The sequence below is a fragment of the Asticcacaulis sp. P4_H10 genome, assembly GCF_056400965.1.
In genome coordinates this window covers 23,982-37,986 of sequence record NZ_JBFUKH010000003.1, presented here as the reverse complement: position 1 = coordinate 37,986, position 14,005 = coordinate 23,982, and the positions used below count along the sequence as shown (strand labels likewise).

12 protein-coding genes are annotated in these 14,005 nt (G+C 63.0%); 4 read left to right on the top strand and 8 right to left on the bottom strand.

Annotated features, from left to right (window positions below):
- Window positions 1-20: 20 nt before the first annotated feature.
- The 3 genes from AC1DON_RS06530 to AC1DON_RS06520 form a co-directional block, all read right to left on the bottom strand.
- Window positions 21-1,112 (bottom strand): glycoside hydrolase family 43 protein, encoded by a 1,092-nt coding sequence (locus tag AC1DON_RS06530; protein ID WP_476933960.1) that lies wholly within the window; start codon window positions 1,110-1,112, stop codon window positions 21-23.
- A gap of 221 nt (window positions 1,113-1,333) precedes the next feature.
- Window positions 1,334-2,785, bottom strand: a complete 1,452-nt coding sequence (locus AC1DON_RS06525; protein ID WP_476933959.1) for a family 43 glycosylhydrolase — start codon at window positions 2,783-2,785, stop codon at window positions 1,334-1,336.
- Between the two features lie 107 nt (window positions 2,786-2,892).
- Window positions 2,893-3,606: an acetylxylan esterase gene (locus tag AC1DON_RS06520; RefSeq protein WP_476933958.1), complete on the bottom strand. Its 714-nt coding sequence runs from the start codon at window positions 3,604-3,606 to the stop codon at window positions 2,893-2,895.
- 468 nt (window positions 3,607-4,074) lie between these two features.
- Here AC1DON_RS06520 and AC1DON_RS06515 point away from each other — a divergent pair, with 468 nt between their 5' ends.
- A complete protein-coding gene (locus tag AC1DON_RS06515; RefSeq protein ID WP_476933957.1) occupies window positions 4,075-6,486 on the top strand; it encodes a beta-galactosidase in 2,412 nt (803 codons plus the stop codon).
- A gap of 1 nt (window position 6,487) precedes the next feature.
- Here AC1DON_RS06515 and AC1DON_RS06510 read toward each other — a convergent pair whose 3' ends face one another.
- Window positions 6,488-6,970, bottom strand: coding sequence for a VOC family protein (locus AC1DON_RS06510; protein WP_476933956.1), 483 nt, complete (start codon window positions 6,968-6,970; stop codon window positions 6,488-6,490).
- 178 nt (window positions 6,971-7,148) lie between these two features.
- On the opposite strand from AC1DON_RS06510, the gene AC1DON_RS06505 reads away from it, so the two are divergent.
- On the top strand, window positions 7,149-8,021 hold the full coding sequence (locus tag AC1DON_RS06505) for a dihydrodipicolinate synthase family protein (RefSeq protein ID WP_476933955.1): 873 nt from the start codon (window positions 7,149-7,151) through the stop codon (window positions 8,019-8,021).
- Window positions 8,022-8,126: 105 nt separating this feature from the next.
- On the opposite strand, the gene AC1DON_RS06500 is transcribed toward AC1DON_RS06505, so the two are convergent.
- Both AC1DON_RS06500 and AC1DON_RS06495 read right to left on the bottom strand, forming a co-directional pair.
- On the bottom strand, window positions 8,127-8,918 hold the full coding sequence (locus AC1DON_RS06500; protein WP_476933954.1) for a hypothetical protein: 792 nt from the start codon (window positions 8,916-8,918) through the stop codon (window positions 8,127-8,129).
- Window positions 8,919-9,027: 109 nt separating this feature from the next.
- Window positions 9,028-10,314: a S8 family serine peptidase gene (locus AC1DON_RS06495; RefSeq protein WP_476933953.1), complete on the bottom strand. Its 1,287-nt coding sequence runs from the start codon at window positions 10,312-10,314 to the stop codon at window positions 9,028-9,030.
- A 78-nt stretch (window positions 10,315-10,392) separates the two neighbouring features.
- On the opposite strand from AC1DON_RS06495, the gene AC1DON_RS06490 reads away from it, so the two are divergent.
- Window positions 10,393-10,929 (top strand): RNA polymerase sigma factor, encoded by a 537-nt coding sequence (locus tag AC1DON_RS06490; RefSeq protein ID WP_476934293.1) that lies wholly within the window; start codon window positions 10,393-10,395, stop codon window positions 10,927-10,929.
- Window positions 10,926-11,651, top strand: a complete 726-nt coding sequence (locus AC1DON_RS06485) for an anti-sigma factor family protein (RefSeq protein ID WP_476933952.1) — start codon at window positions 10,926-10,928, stop codon at window positions 11,649-11,651. Before AC1DON_RS06490 ends, AC1DON_RS06485 begins: the two co-directional genes overlap by 4 nt.
- A gap of 156 nt (window positions 11,652-11,807) precedes the next feature.
- Here AC1DON_RS06485 and AC1DON_RS06480 read toward each other — a convergent pair whose 3' ends face one another.
- Both AC1DON_RS06480 and AC1DON_RS06475 read right to left on the bottom strand, forming a co-directional pair.
- On the bottom strand, window positions 11,808-12,899 hold the full coding sequence (locus AC1DON_RS06480; protein ID WP_476933951.1) for a pectinesterase family protein: 1,092 nt from the start codon (window positions 12,897-12,899) through the stop codon (window positions 11,808-11,810).
- Window positions 12,896-13,834 carry an alpha/beta hydrolase gene (locus AC1DON_RS06475; RefSeq protein WP_476933950.1) on the bottom strand — a complete coding sequence of 313 codons (939 nt, stop codon included), beginning with the start codon at window positions 13,832-13,834 and terminating at the stop codon, window positions 12,896-12,898. The genes AC1DON_RS06480 and AC1DON_RS06475 overlap by 4 nt, the downstream gene beginning before the upstream one ends.
- Window positions 13,835-14,005 lie beyond the last annotated feature (171 nt).

The window sequence follows — 14,005 nt, the reverse complement described above, 5'->3', positions numbered from 1 at the left end:
GTCGCGCGAACGCCAGCGGTTTAGTTGGTAAACGGGTCGATTTGCTTGATTGTGCCGTCAGGATTGAAGGTCAACGGGGTCACCTTGACGCTGCGCAGGTGGTTCTTGTCCGACAGTTGGGTGTCGGCATAGAACAGCCACCACTTGTCGTCGGCCTTGACGATCGAATGGTGGGTCGTCCAGCCCTGAACCGGGAGCAGGATATGTCCCTTGTAGGTGAATGGGCCATAGGGGGTGTTGCCGATGGCGTAGGCGAGGAAGTGCGTGTCGCCGGTCGAATAGGTGAAGTAGTACTTGCCATCGCGCTTGAACATCCACGACGCCTCGAAGAAGCGGCGGTCATGGTCGCCGGCCAGGATCGGCTTGCCGGCGTCATCGACGATTACCACGTCACGCGGCGCTTCAGCGAATGCCTTCATATCGGCGGACATCTTGGCGACCTTGGCACTGAGGGCCGGCTGGTCATCCTTTTTCAGGTCGGTGTCGGAGCCGTTTGGATCGAAGCTTCCCGTCGCCCAGCGCTGCAGCTGGCCGCCCCAGATGCCGCCGAAGTACATGTAGCTTTCACCGTCGTCATCGCTGAAAACGGCCGGATCGATGCTGTACGCGCCCTTGATTGGCTGCGGCTCGGCCTTGAACGGGCCGGTCGGCGACTTCGACGTCGCAACGCCGATGCGGAAGACGTTCTGCGGATCGCGGGCCGGGAAATAGAGATAATAGGTGCCGTTCTTGTAGGCGGCGTCGGGCGCCCACATCTGCTTGCTGGCCCACGGCACGTCCTTGACGTCCAGGGCGACGGGACCGATGGTCACCGGCCCGCCGACCTTGTCCATCGACAGGACGCGGTAGTCGCGCATGGCGTACTGGCTGCCCAGGTCATCGTCGGGGATTTCGGTCGGGATGTCATGGCTGGGATAGACGTAGATCTTGCCATTGAAGACGTGCGCCGACGGGTCAGCGGTGTAGATCTCCTTGACAAGAGGCTGCGACAGGTATTGGCGTCCGTTGGGTGCGACCGGCGCCTTGTCCTTGGTCTCGGCGGAGACAGACAGAGGGGCAATAGCGGCGACAAGGCTCAAGGCCACGGCGCAGGCGAGTGTGTGTTTCGGCATTTGGCATTCCTGGGGCTGGCGCCTCGCCACGAAGGGCGGGACATTCTCGTTAAGTTCTTCAGGTAATCACGTCTTTTACGCGTGCGCAAGTTAAAATGGTAGCGCTATCAATCCTTACATTTTCAGTGTGTCGGCCTTAGGGACAGGCGCCGTCAGGGCGACGCCGCCCAGCGCCTTCAGGCGTTGGCTCAGCATGTCCAACGCCCCAGGCCTGAATGGGATCAGGGTGTCCGGAAACGCCAGCGCCCGGTGTCGCTTTTCGGATCGAACTTGACTAGGGCGGGCGTGCTGGCGCCGATAGCCACCAGCGCCACAGGCGCGTTTGCGCCCGGCGCTGCCCTAGGGATGATGCGGTAGGTGCCGTCGGTCAGCTGATCGATCATCCACAACTGCTCCGGCGCGCCGGTAAAGGCGGGCACAGCCTCGACCTTGCCATTTGCCGCTGCAGCCAGGGTGCGTTCGGTACCGGCCAGGACGATCTTGTAATACGGCGTTCCCATGAAACCGCCCGCCTCCGGCACAGGCGTGACCGTCCACTGCTGATGGGCGCGGATCATGTAGGCGCCCAGATCGACATCGACACGGCCCGCCGGCCAAGCCGCCGAGTCCTGCGCCAGGGTCTGGTTGGGGATGGGAGCGACCGGATCGGTGGACTTGGCCATGAAGCTGCCCCGGCGATCGAAGTCCATTCGCACGAAGTCGGTGGCCAGTTGCAAGGCGAAGCCGCTGCGCTCAGATTCGATCTCATAGGTGCCGGCCTTGATATTCTCGCCCTCGATCGGCCAGCCGTCCTTCCACAGCAGGGGCGCGATGGCCAGTACGCTGCGGCCGCTGCGGTCGAGATCGGCCTCAAAGTGCATTGAGAATTTCTCGACGCCGTCACCCAGTTCGATCAGGCCAAAATGTCCCGGTCCATATTGCCGCCCACGGCCGTTCGAGACCAGCTTGCCGCCGCCGCGAAGCAGTGGCATGCCCATATTGTCCAGGTAAGGCCCCTGAACGCTTTTCGACCGGCCGACCCGGATATTGTAGGACGAGTTGGGTCCATCGCAGCAGGTGCCTTGTGTCCCCAGCAGATAATACCACCCGTCGCGGTGCATCATCGCGGTCGCTTCCAAGTCGATGGCGATCGCGACTGGCTCATTGCCTGGAATTCTCTGCCCGGTCTTCGGATCCAGTTCGACGAGCTGGATATAGCCGAAATAGGTGCCGTAGCTCAGCCACAGCCGGCCGTCGGTATAGAGAAAGGCAGGGTCGATGGCGTCGGTGGCTTCGACGCCATCGCTGGTCGCGACGGTGCCAACCTCCTCGAAGCCGTAAGCCGGCGACTTTGGATCGAGCGACTTCGTCCGCAACATCTTGATCGCACCGGCGTGACCGCCGTTCATCCCCCCGCCGCCAGCGGCATAGGCCACATAGTACCAATCGCCAATCTTGATGGTGTCGGGCGCCAGGCCGCGGCCGGGCCGTTCGGCGCCGGCTTGCCACGTCCAGCCGTCCTCGGACACCAGGCTGCCGGTACCGGTGCCGTAGGTGTAATACTTGCCGTCCGAAGCTGTAATCGTTGCTGGATCGTGGATAAAGGGCGCGCCGGCAAGCTGCGCAGAAGCCGGCAGGGATGTCAGGCATGACAGGACAGTGAGGGCGGCCACCGCCCGGGCTGTTGGTTTCATTGAGCGTCTCCTGTTATTTATAAGCAGGACCTCGGCGGGCTACGCCGCCGGACAGGCCTGCATTCTGAACTCGTGAGGATCGAAGACCACCTGGGCGGCCTTCCGGTTTAATCCAGGCGGGTCGTGATATCGCGGACCGGCTGACCGTTTTCGTCGATGAAGCGAACGCAGAAATCGCTCAGCCCCGGGCCGTTGATGACAGCGCCACGGATGACATTGCGCCCTTTGCGCAGGGTAATCGGCGCGGACACTACGTCGTCCATCACCATGCGGCGGTCACCGAACAGGCCCGCGGCCTCCTCGCCATTCACCCACCACATCGAGGCCGAGTTCGAACCGGCAGCCAGGCGGACGTTTTTCATCTCGCGCGGGCTGTCGACGATGGTCTCTGCCCAGAAAATCACGCCATAGACCGGCTTTTTCAGGCCTTGGGCAAAATAGAACAGCTTGACGTCGAACAGCTTGGCGTCAAGCGCATGCCATTGCAGCATCTCGGCGCCGACCTTGACCGTGCTGCCCGCCTTGGGCTTCGCTGCCACGCCGCCGGGAAAGGTCTTGAGTGCCAGCGCATCGCGCACATAGGTGCCGGTAAAGCCGGTATTGCTGGTATTGGGCTTGGTGATCGGTTCCAGAAGCAGCCAGCGCTGCAGGAAGCCCTGATCGTCCACAGCCTTGGGGCCGGCCGTTGCCGGTTCGAAAAAGGGTGTCATGCCGCGTGTGTCGACGGGTGGCGCGTCCCGGGATTCGGCGCCCCATGCCAGGCCGGCGCCCCCAAGCTGCCAGGCGAGTAGCGCCAGGGCCAGCTTTGAAATCGTCCTCATATCCTGCTCCTATTGTCCTTGTTAAACGTCAATCCTTGATGCGGTCGTAAACGGCGGAACGCTGCCGGCTTTCGGTCACCGATTGATGGTGTTTTGTGTCGTAAGCCTGCAGTTGTGCGTCGCGAAGCTGCCCTCCCGGAAGGCCGCAAAAACGCTCAGCAGTATTCGTAACTGGAACAGACGGCGTGGCGCATCTGTGCCCACGCTTTCGTTCCATTACGAAAGCTCGCCAATACCTTCTCCCTGATCCCAATTCTCTTTTTGGGCTTTTTTGTTAGCGCTACCATTTAGAGGCATTTCGATTAGTCTGTCAATTGATTGCGCTGAGGAGACATGCAGTTTTGGTTTTATCGATGATCGACGACCAAAGCCTGCCCGAAAATGTCATACAATTGACTTGACCTGTGCCGCTGCCCCTCCGATAACTGCCGAAAAGCCCGGACAACAGGGCCACGCAGGGATAGCCACATGGTTCACTCTTTCCGTTTTTCGGCCTCGGTGCTGGCGATCGCCCTCGCCTGTCCCGCACTGTCCGGCACCGTCACGCTCGACGCCAGCAAGGCCCCGCCTGCGCCGCGCGACGGCCTGCTGAAAATGGGCACGGCCAATGGGCCAAACGGCACGCTGCTGGCCAATGACCAGTACCTGACCATCGACGGCAAGCCCGTCATGCCGATCATGGGCGAGTTCCACTATACGCGCTTTCCCAATGCCTACTGGGAAGAACAGCTGCTCAAGATGAAGGCCGCCGGCGTCACCGTCGTCGCCACCTACGTCATCTGGCAGCACCATGAAGAACACCCCGGCCAGTTCGACTGGAGCGGCGACCGCGACCTCAGGCGCTTTATCCAGCTGGCGCACAAGCACGGTCTCAAGGTCTATCTGCGCCCCGGCCCGTGGGCCCACGCCGAGGTCCGGTTCGGCGGCATCCCCGACTGGGTGGTCGACAGCACACCGACCCGCAGCAACGACCCGGTCTATCTGGCTTATGTCGACGCCTTTTACAAACAGGTCTTCGCCCAGGCGCGCGGGCTGTTGTGGAAGGATGGCGGCCCGGTCATCGGCTTCCAGCTCGAGAACGAATATAACCGCACGGGCCCAATGCAAGGCCGCGATCACATCGCCAGACTGAAAGAGATGGCGATTGCGACCGGCTTCGACGTGCCGCTCTATTCGGCGACGGGCTGGGACAATGCCGTCTTCCCGCGCGGCGAGGTCATCCCTGTCTTCGGCTCCTACGTCGATGAGCCGTGGTCGGCGTCCGACAAAATCCTGCCGCCCAAGACCAGCTATCTCTTCCAGTTCGGCGTCCGCAACGAACAGGGGCTGGGCGCGCAAGGCCGGACCTCGACCCAGGACGACGGCGCGCGCGACACAGACATCACGCCCTTCTTCGGCGCCGAATATGGCAGCGGCGTCCCGCCCATGTACCGCCGCCGGCCGCTGATACAGCCCGAAGACATTTCCGACATGGTGATCACCAAGATCGGTTCGGGTGTCAACCTGCTCGGCTACTACATGTTCCAGGGCGGCCAAAACCCGGCCGGCCAGCCGTCGCGCGACGAAAGCATGGCGATCGGCGGCTATAACGACGTGCCGAAGTTCGGCTACGATTTCCAGGCGCCGCTCGGGCAATACGGCTACGCCCAGCCGGTGCTGAACAAGCTCAAGCCGCTGCACAGCTTTGTCGACGGGTTCGGTGATCGCCTGGCGCCGATGGCGGTCTATGCCCCTGCCGTCCAACCGGCCGACGCCAAGGATCTCAAGACCCTGCGCTGGGCGTTTCGTGGCGACGGCAAGTCGGGCTTTGTCTTCGTTAACAACCACGTTCGCCAATATGAAACGCCCGCCCATTCGGACACGCGGTTCCAGGTGCAGTTGGGGACGGAAAAAGTCACCTTCCCGGCGGTCACGGTGGCCCAAGGCGACGCCTTCATCTGGCCGGTACGCATGGACCTGTCGGGTGTGTCCCTGGCCTACGCGACCGCGCAACCGGTGACGACGATCGATGACGGCCAGGGCGCGCTCTACGTCTTTGCCACGACGGCCAGGATCGCACCGGTATTCGTTTTCGATGACGTCAAATCGGTGAAGGGCGCGACGCGTAAAGCCGTAGATGGCAAGGTTAGCATCACGCCGCACCCCGGCCAGATCGCCACTGTCACCGATGCGTCCGGCAAGACCGCGCGCATCCTTTTGATCAGCATGGCGCAAGCCGAGCATTTGAGCGTCTTCGATATTCAGAGTCGCAAGCATCTGGTCATCAGCGACGCGGACGTGTTTTCAGGCAAGGACGGCGGCATCGAACTGCGCCAGACCCGGCCGGATTTCACCCTCTCCATCTATCCTAAACTCACCATGCCCGAGGCTAACCTGAAGCTTGGCGCAGCCAAAATGAATGGCATCTTCCAGACCCTGACTGCCTCAGCGCCTGCCGTCAGCCTGCAGGCGAAGCTCAACGTGTTACGCCCGGCCGGCAAGGCGCCAAAACTGAACCTGACGGGTCCGCGCAATACACCGCTGATCCCCGCGCCGGAAAGATTCGGGGCATCGGCGGGCTGGACGATCGACGTGCCGAAAAACGCGCTCGAGGGTGTGGCCGACGTCTACATGGACATCGCCTACGAAGGCGACGTGGCGCGGCTGTTTTCGGGCCCGCAGATGCTCGACGACACCTATTACGACGGCCGCGTCTGGCGCGTCGGCCTGAAGCGCTATGCGCAGAAGCTAGACACGCCATTGACGGTGCAGGTCATGCCGCTGCGCGAGGATTCGCCCGTCTATTTCGATGCTTCGGTCAAGCCGCGCTTCGAGGACGGCCAGGTGGCGCGCATCGATAGCGTGAAGCTGATTCCGGAATACCGGCTGACCGTCAGGTAACTCAGCCTTTTACGGCGGCTTCGATCTTTGCGACGTCGATCTTGTGCATCGTCATCATGGCCTCGAAGGCACGCTTGGCGACGTCGCCGCCCTGGGCCATCGCTTCGGTCAGGACGCGCGGCGTGATCTGCCACGACAGGCCCCATTTGTCCTTGCACCAGCCGCAGGCGCTTTCCCTGCCGCCATTGCCGACGATAGCGTTCCAGTAGCGGTCGGTCTCTTCCTGGTCTTCGGTGGAGATCATGAAGGAAAAGGCTTCGCTGTGGTGGAAGGTGTCGCCGCCATTAAGCCCGAAACACGGTATGCCGCAAACTGTGAAGTCGACCGTCAGCACCTGGCCGGCCTTGCCCCCCGGAAAATCGGCCGGGGCGCGATACACAGACGTGACCTGGCTGTCCGGAAAGGTCTGCGCATAGAAGTTGGCAGCCTCTTCGGCATCATGATCGTACCACAGGCAGATCGTGTTCTTGTTCATGGGGTTCATGGCGGCGCTCCTGTGGTTTTGCTTTGTCGCGATATTTTAGTCGAAAGCCGCTGGGCACTTTTCGACATATCGCGCCTCTGTAGGGTTTCGGCGGGATAGACCAGGCTGGCATAAAAACCCAATGCGTGCCACTGCGTGTCAGCAACTTTGCCCCGGACGTACTGACGTGAGGCGTTCAATGATCGTTCCCAATGGCCTGTCCGCCTTTCCCATTACGCCCTGTACGCCCGACGGCCAGGTCATCGAGAGGGATCTGCGCCGCATCATCGCCCGGCTGACGACGGCGAAGGTGCATTCGATCGGCCTGCTCGGGAGTACTGGCACCTACATGTACCTGACGCCGCAGAAACGCAGGCGCGTACTCGATATCGGCCTGGACGCGGCGGGCAGTACACCGGTCGTGGTTGGCATCGGCGCGCTCAGGACCGACAACGTCGTCGGCTATGCCAGGGACGCGAAGGCAGCGGGCGCAAAAGCCGGTTTGCTGGCGGCCGTCTCCTATGCGCCTTTGACCGAAGATGAAGTGTTCGAACACTTTGCGACGGTGGCGCGCGACAGCCAACTGCCCATCGTTATCTATGACAACCCGGCCGCCAGCCATTTTCGCTTTTCGCCGGAACTGATCGCGCGGCTCGCGGCGGTGCCGGGGATCATCGCCATCAAGAACCCTGGCAGCGATGCGATCGCGCCGCACCTGGCCGCGCAGCGCGCCAGCCTGCCCAGGGACTTTTCCATTGGTTATAGCGGCGACTGGTTCTGCGCCGAAGCGATGATTGCAGGCGCGGATACCTGGTTCAGCGTCCTCGGCGGGATTTTGCCGGAGCTGTGCCTGAATATCGCCGCCGCCAAGACCGATCCGGCCGAAGCGCGCCGGCTGAATACGGCGCTGGAGCCTTTGTGGATGCTGTTCCGCAAACACGGTGGATTGCGGGTGGTTTACGCCATCGCAAATCAGCTTGGCCTCACGAATGCCGCACCGCCTCGCCCGATCCTGCCGATATCAGGACCTGACCGCGAAACACTCGCGGCAGTCCTCAAAGGGCTTGCATAAAAATACGCCGGCGGATGGGGCGTCCGCCGGCGCTTGAGTTGGGTTTTAGTGGTCCTGAGTGCATCCCGAAACGGACAAAGCGGTTTCGATAAGATGCGCATCAAGTTAGTTCGTCTTGCCGGCCTTGGCATTGCCTTGGGCATTGCCGCTGGCCGAGCCCGACGCAGTCGCCGTCACGGGTGAAGTCGGGACGGAAACACTGTTGCGGGCGCTGTCGGCCAGGCCACGAGCGCGGCCGGCGGCGTTGCGCGCTGCGCCCTTCGCCGAACCCACCACGTTTTCCGTACCCGTCACGCCCAGATTGCCGCTGCCCTGGCCGGAGCCACTAAGCCCCTTGTCGACCGAAGCCGAGCCATTGCCCGAAAGATCGCCCGCCGCCTCGACGCCCTTGGCAGCACCGGCGATGCCGCGCGCATCCGAACCCGTTGCGTCAAGCACGCCACGCGCCTGACCGGCCGTATTGCCTACATTGGCAGCGGTGGATTTCAGCGCACCCGTCGTGCCCGAGCTGTCGAGCGTGGCATTCCCGGCGGCATTCCCTGCCGCGTTGCCGGCGACGTCCTGCCCCAGCAGGCCGCCCGTCAGACCGCCATTGGCACCGGCCTGGCCACCGGCACTGACCGGTTGCTGGGCCTTGCGGGCGGTGTCGCGTACCGTGTCCTTGGCGCGGTCAGCGTGCTGGCGGGCTTCGCGGGTGGTGCGATCGACCGTGCCGGTAACGTCGCCGCCGACATTGCCCTGGCCAGCGATCGAGCCACCGAGGCTGCCTGCACCGCCGCCGAGACCGCCAGTCAAACCGCCACCGAGTCCACCGGAACCGCCCAACAGTTGGGCATGCGCCGAAACGGCCATCAGCGAAGCCACAGCAGCCGTCGTAAAGAGTGTCTTGAGGTTCATCTTCGTATCTCCTGTTGTTCTGGCCGTCTCTCACCGGCTCCACATCAGGATCAACGCCTGGCCACCGGAGTTTTCTCCATGCTGGGCGAAATTTTTTGAAGAAAAATTATTACTTCTTCTTTTTCAACAACTTGATGTCCGGACGAATATCGCCACCGACCAGTCCCGCACCGTAAATCGTGTCGCGTCCCTTGGCTCCGAGGTCGATTGCGTGCGCCGCCAAGTCCGCCGTTACGGAGGCGGCGCGCGCCGGATCGGGACTGCCAAAGCTCTTGGCCAGCAGCCCTGCGGCGATTGGTGCCGCGAACGACGTCCCGCGCACGCCGGCAAAACCGCCACCGGGAGCGGCGGCCGCAATGTCCGAACCCGGCGCCGACAGATCGACCTGCGCGCCCCTGCCCGCCTCCAGCAGCACCTTGTTGCGGCGATCGACGCCGGTGACGCCGATAACGCCATCGAATGACGCCGGATAGAGCGGTTTCGCCGCCGGTCCTTCATTGCCGACGGCGGCGACAATCAGGTGGCCGCGTTTGACCATCGCGCCGACCGCCGCCTTCAAAGGCGCGTTCGACGGCCCGGTCAGGCTGATATTGATAACGCCCACGCGTTCCTTCGACAGCCAGTCGAGCGCCTGGATGATGGCCGAGGTCGAGCCGCCCGTAGGCTGATTGCAATAGACGTCGGCGACGATCAGCTCCGCGCCTGGGGCGGCGCCCGCAAAGCCGTCCGAGCGCCCGACCAGCAGCGATCCCGTCGCCGTGCCGTGCGGGCTTGGGGCCGCCGTCCCGGCAAAGCCCTTCTGGATCACCTTCGCACCGCGAAAAGCCGGATGACTGGAATCGACACCGCCATCGATCAGTCCGACCCGGCCGCCGCCTGCGCCTGAGGGCTGATCGCCCCCGCCACTCCCAGATTGCGAGCCTAGATAGATGTCATTGAAATCGTAGGTGCCGTCGGCATCGAGCTTCTGCAGCGCCTGCAAGGCCTTCTTCGTCGACATCCCGCGCGGCGCAGTCAACACCACCATGCGCGTGTCGAGCCCTTCCAGCACCTGTTCGCCGCTGACTGTGAACCCGGCTTTTTCCGCTGCCGCCAGGGCTTCAGCTGTCGGCGCATAGGCCACAACCTGGTTGCGGACGATCAGGTCGCCATCAGGATCGAGTTCCAGCACGTCACGGTGGCGGCGTAACAGGTCCTGGACCTGCTGGGCGCGCGGCAGGATCGCGCCGTCCAACACGCCTCGCGTCGTATCAGTCACACCGTCCAGCGTCCGGTCCACCGTACCCGGCAGATTGCGTACGACCGGCAGCGAGGGCGACGGCAAGCCGCCGCCAAGAAGCTGCGCTGAGGCAGATGTGGCGGCGAACAAGGGCAATAAGATCAGGGCAACGCGCATGGAAATCTCCATTCCTTGCCAGTGTAACGCCTGAAGCCGCGATCTTGCTGCAAAAAAATTTCGGGCGTACGGAGAAAAATCACCCTAGGCTGCGTTGAACCCACAGGGAGCCAGATCATAGGCGTCAATGACACCCGCTCTGAGATCGTCGCGCTGCTGCCGCGCCTGCGGCGGTTCGCGCGTGCCTTGACCGGCAATGTCAGCGACGCCGACGATGTGGTGCAGATCGCCATCGAGCGCAGCCTGCGCAATCTTTCACAGTACCAGCCGGGCACCCGGCTCGACAGCTGGCTGTTCAAGGTGGTGAAGAATGCCTGGATCGACGAGGTCCGCTCCCGCCAGCGCCGCGACCGGATATTCGCCCCGGCCGAGGACGGCGACCACGTGGGCGATGACGCGGCCGGCGCCATGGATCAGCGCCGCCAACTGGCAGAAGTGGAGGCCGCCATGCTTGAACTACCCGAAGACCAGAGGCTGGCCATCGCGCTGATCTGCGTCGAAGGCCTGTCCTACACGGAGGCGTCCGAAGTGCTGGATGTGCCGGTGGGCACCCTGTCGAGCCGGCTAACGCGCGGCCGCGAGACGCTTATGGCCAGACTCGGAGGCCGCGCATGATCAGTCAGGAGCAGATTGTCGCCTATGTCGATGGCGAACTGGATGACGCAGATCGTGCTGAGGTCGAAGCCGCCGCTAAGGCCGATCCCGTCGTGGCCGCTGACATCGCCGCGCACCGGTCTTTGCGGGCGCAGCTGGCCGCGGCGTTCGGGCCGATTGCCGATGAGCCAGTGCCCGAAGCCCTGCTTCGAGCCGCCGATCCCTCCCTCCTCCCTACATCGTGGGGAGGAGGCAGCGCCGCGCGCGGCGCTGACGGAGGGGTACGCCGCTTGCGCCTTACCCGTCCGCTCATTACCCAGATCGCGGCCATGGCGGCGTGCCTGGCCGCAGGTGTTCTGCTGACCTTTGCCGTTACCGCGCCGCGCGGCGACTTTACCACGGGATCAAGCGGGCTGGTTGCGCGCGGCGCCCTCAAGCAGGCGCTGAACACGCAATTGGCCGCTGATACAAGCACAGGCCCGCATATCGGTATGACCTTCCACGATGGCGCAGGCGCAGTCTGCCGGACCTTTACGACAAGCGCCAATGAAGGCCTGGCCTGCCGCGATGGTGCAGACTGGCGCATCGATGTCGCGGCCCGCGCAGAGAAAAGGCCTGAGTTCTCCCAGGCCTCGTCTTCTCTGATTACCCAGGCCGTCGAAGCGCGCATCAACGGCGATGTCTTCGATGCCGATGCCGAGCAGAAAGCCCGCAGTGGCGGTTGGGGTTCCAGTCGGCGATAGGTCTCGCCCACCGAGGTGCTTGCGCGCCTTCCGGGACCGGCGCGCAAGGAAACCGCTACTTTTCGACATATCGAAAAAAAGGACTGCCCGGGCGAACCCAGGCAGTCCAGTTGCGAGCTCATCCACGGGGAGCGGAGGCGCTTAGGGAGTGTCAGATCAGCGCCAACCGGCGAAGAAGGTTTTGCGCACGGCGTCGATACCCGTACCGCCGGCCCAGGCGATGCCGATATCGTTGTGACGTGCGCCCGGCCCGGACGAGGCTGCCTCATAGAACCGCGAGTCCTGCGGCTTGAAGACGGCGGTCTTGGTGCCATCGCGCGCCGTGCCGTTCATCGTCGTCCAGTGGTCGGGATGGATGTGTTTATCCATGAAACAGTCGATGAAGCTCACCTGCCCCACGGCGTTCGGATCGGCGTAGCGGCCATCGGCAAAGGTCGTCGTCGGGTGCCACGGCCGCCCCAGCGCCACCGAAGCATCGGGCACGCCCGCCTCGCGCGTCAGCTTTGAGCGATAGATGACGATACCGACCGGCTGCGAGAGCTGCGTCGACGGTGCGGTGATAAACGAATGGAACTCGCCGGGCGCCAAAGGGGCAGCGCGATTGCGCGTGATGATTTCGCTGTCTTCGATCAGCACCTGGCCGTTGCCGAAGATGAAGTCGATATTGCCCGAAATGGTGCTGTCGGCGATGAAGACGCGCTTGCAGTTGGCAAACAGGGTGTCCTGATTGCCGGCCAGCACGGACTTCAGCACCTTGACGCGGTCGCTGTGGATATCGAGCAAAAGCGTTACGCCCTGGCTGTTGCCGATCTTCTTCGGGTCGCCATCAGGCAGTGCGTCGTTGGCCAAATAGTCGAAGGTGTTTTCAACCGTCAGCCCTTCGACCGTGACGTCTTCGGCATCGATGGTCAGAGTGGCTGAACCGGGCGTGCCCCAGTTATTGCGATGGTACTTGCCGGCGGTCTGTGCCACGGCATCGAAATGCAGCCGCGTCCTTGCCGCGCCCTGGCCGCGCAAGGTCAGTTTGGGGCGGGTGACTGTGACCTTTTCATAGTAGTTGCCTGCCGCGACATCGATGGTGAGCCATTGACCCGACATATCTTTACCTGCGGCGTTGACGGCCTGCTGGATGGTGGCGAAGCAACGGGTCTGGCCCCCACAGTCGCTTTTGACGGCGTAGTGCGTGCCTGAGTCCGGCAACGACGCGCAGCCGGTCATGGCCAGCAGGGCAAGGAGATAAAGCTTCATTTTACGGCCTTAAGAAAGCTGTCCATCTTGTCGACGATCTGCGTCTGCCAGGGATCGAACAGCCAAACATCGTGCGGCGCATTAGCAAATTCGAGATAGTCATGGGCGATGCCGAAGCGATCGAGCGCGGCTTCGACCTTCTTGCGCCCGACCGTAAAGCGCATCAGGCCGCTGGAGATGACCAGGGTCGGCGGGGATTTCGCGCTGACGTGGCTGGCAGCGCTGGCTTCATGCCAGGTGTCGCCGGCTTTTTCGAAGGATCCGCCCAGCCACAGCCCGGCCGCCGAGGCGTCGCCCTTGGCATTTTCGAATTTCAATGCCTCGGGGTCGGTGAAATCGAGCACGCCGTCGAGGTCGATCACGGCATTGACGCTTGTGTCGCTTCCGGGTTGCTTGAACAGGCCGGTGTCGGCCGTATAGGCCAGCAGTACCGCCATCTGTCCGCCCGACGACGCGCCACCGAGCGCCAGTTTGCCGATGCCGAAGTCTTTGGCGTGGCCCTTGGCCCACGCGATGGCGTCGTTGACGTCGATCAGGCCTTTTGGATAGGCGCCTTCAGCCGACAAACGGAATTCCGGCAGGATGACGGTGTAACCGCGCTGGGTCAGGCGGTTGGCTAAGGCGTAGAAGTGCGACTTGTCACCGGAGCGCCAGCCGCCGCCGTGGACGAGGACAATCCCCTGGCCGTTGGGCTTTGCCGGCAGGAAGACATCGGCGTGCAGTTCGCGCTCCGCGTCCTTCTTGTAGCGCTGGTCGAAGAGGATTTTCTGGCCGGTTTGCGGTTCGACTGCGGGCCATGCAATGCCGGGGTATTTGTCCTTATAGCCGTCGAAGCGCTGGGAGATGGTGTAGCCGTCGTCGATCTGGCGCAGGTCGGCGGCGAAGGTAGGGCCTGCGGCCAACATCAAGGCGGCTGTCAAAATGAGCTTATACATTAAGTCCGTGCTCCCAACGTAATCCCCTCTCCCCGCTTAAAACCCCCTCTCCCCACCTGAGGGGAGAGGGTTGGGGTGAGGGGTAACTGGCAGTTCAGCGCGCTCGGGGCGTCAAAAGACCCCTCACCCGATCGCCTTCGCCTCGCTCGGCTCTCGTCCTCTCCCCTTAAA

What these genes read in the sequence shown, in the direction of transcription:
- AC1DON_RS06530 (WP_476933960.1), bottom strand. Translation starts at nt 1,112, where the DNA reads ATGCCGAAACACACACTCGCCTGCGCCGTGGCCTTGAGCCTTGTCGCC.
- AC1DON_RS06525 (WP_476933959.1), bottom strand. Translation starts at nt 2,785, where the DNA reads ATGAAACCAACAGCCCGGGCGGTGGCCGCCCTCACTGTCCTGTCATGC.
- AC1DON_RS06520 (WP_476933958.1), bottom strand. Translation starts at nt 3,606, where the DNA reads ATGAGGACGATTTCAAAGCTGGCCCTGGCGCTACTCGCCTGGCAGCTT.
- AC1DON_RS06515 (WP_476933957.1), top strand. Translation starts at nt 4,075, where the DNA reads ATGGTTCACTCTTTCCGTTTTTCGGCCTCGGTGCTGGCGATCGCCCTC.
- AC1DON_RS06510 (WP_476933956.1), bottom strand. Translation starts at nt 6,970, where the DNA reads ATGAACCCCATGAACAAGAACACGATCTGCCTGTGGTACGATCATGAT.
- AC1DON_RS06505 (WP_476933955.1), top strand. Translation starts at nt 7,149, where the DNA reads ATGATCGTTCCCAATGGCCTGTCCGCCTTTCCCATTACGCCCTGTACG.
- AC1DON_RS06500 (WP_476933954.1), bottom strand. Translation starts at nt 8,918, where the DNA reads ATGAACCTCAAGACACTCTTTACGACGGCTGCTGTGGCTTCGCTGATG.
- AC1DON_RS06495 (WP_476933953.1), bottom strand. Translation starts at nt 10,314, where the DNA reads ATGCGCGTTGCCCTGATCTTATTGCCCTTGTTCGCCGCCACATCTGCC.
- AC1DON_RS06485 (WP_476933952.1), top strand. Translation starts at nt 10,926, where the DNA reads ATGATCAGTCAGGAGCAGATTGTCGCCTATGTCGATGGCGAACTGGAT.
- AC1DON_RS06480 (WP_476933951.1), bottom strand. Translation starts at nt 12,899, where the DNA reads ATGAAGCTTTATCTCCTTGCCCTGCTGGCCATGACCGGCTGCGCGTCG.
- AC1DON_RS06475 (WP_476933950.1), bottom strand. Translation starts at nt 13,834, where the DNA reads ATGTATAAGCTCATTTTGACAGCCGCCTTGATGTTGGCCGCAGGCCCT.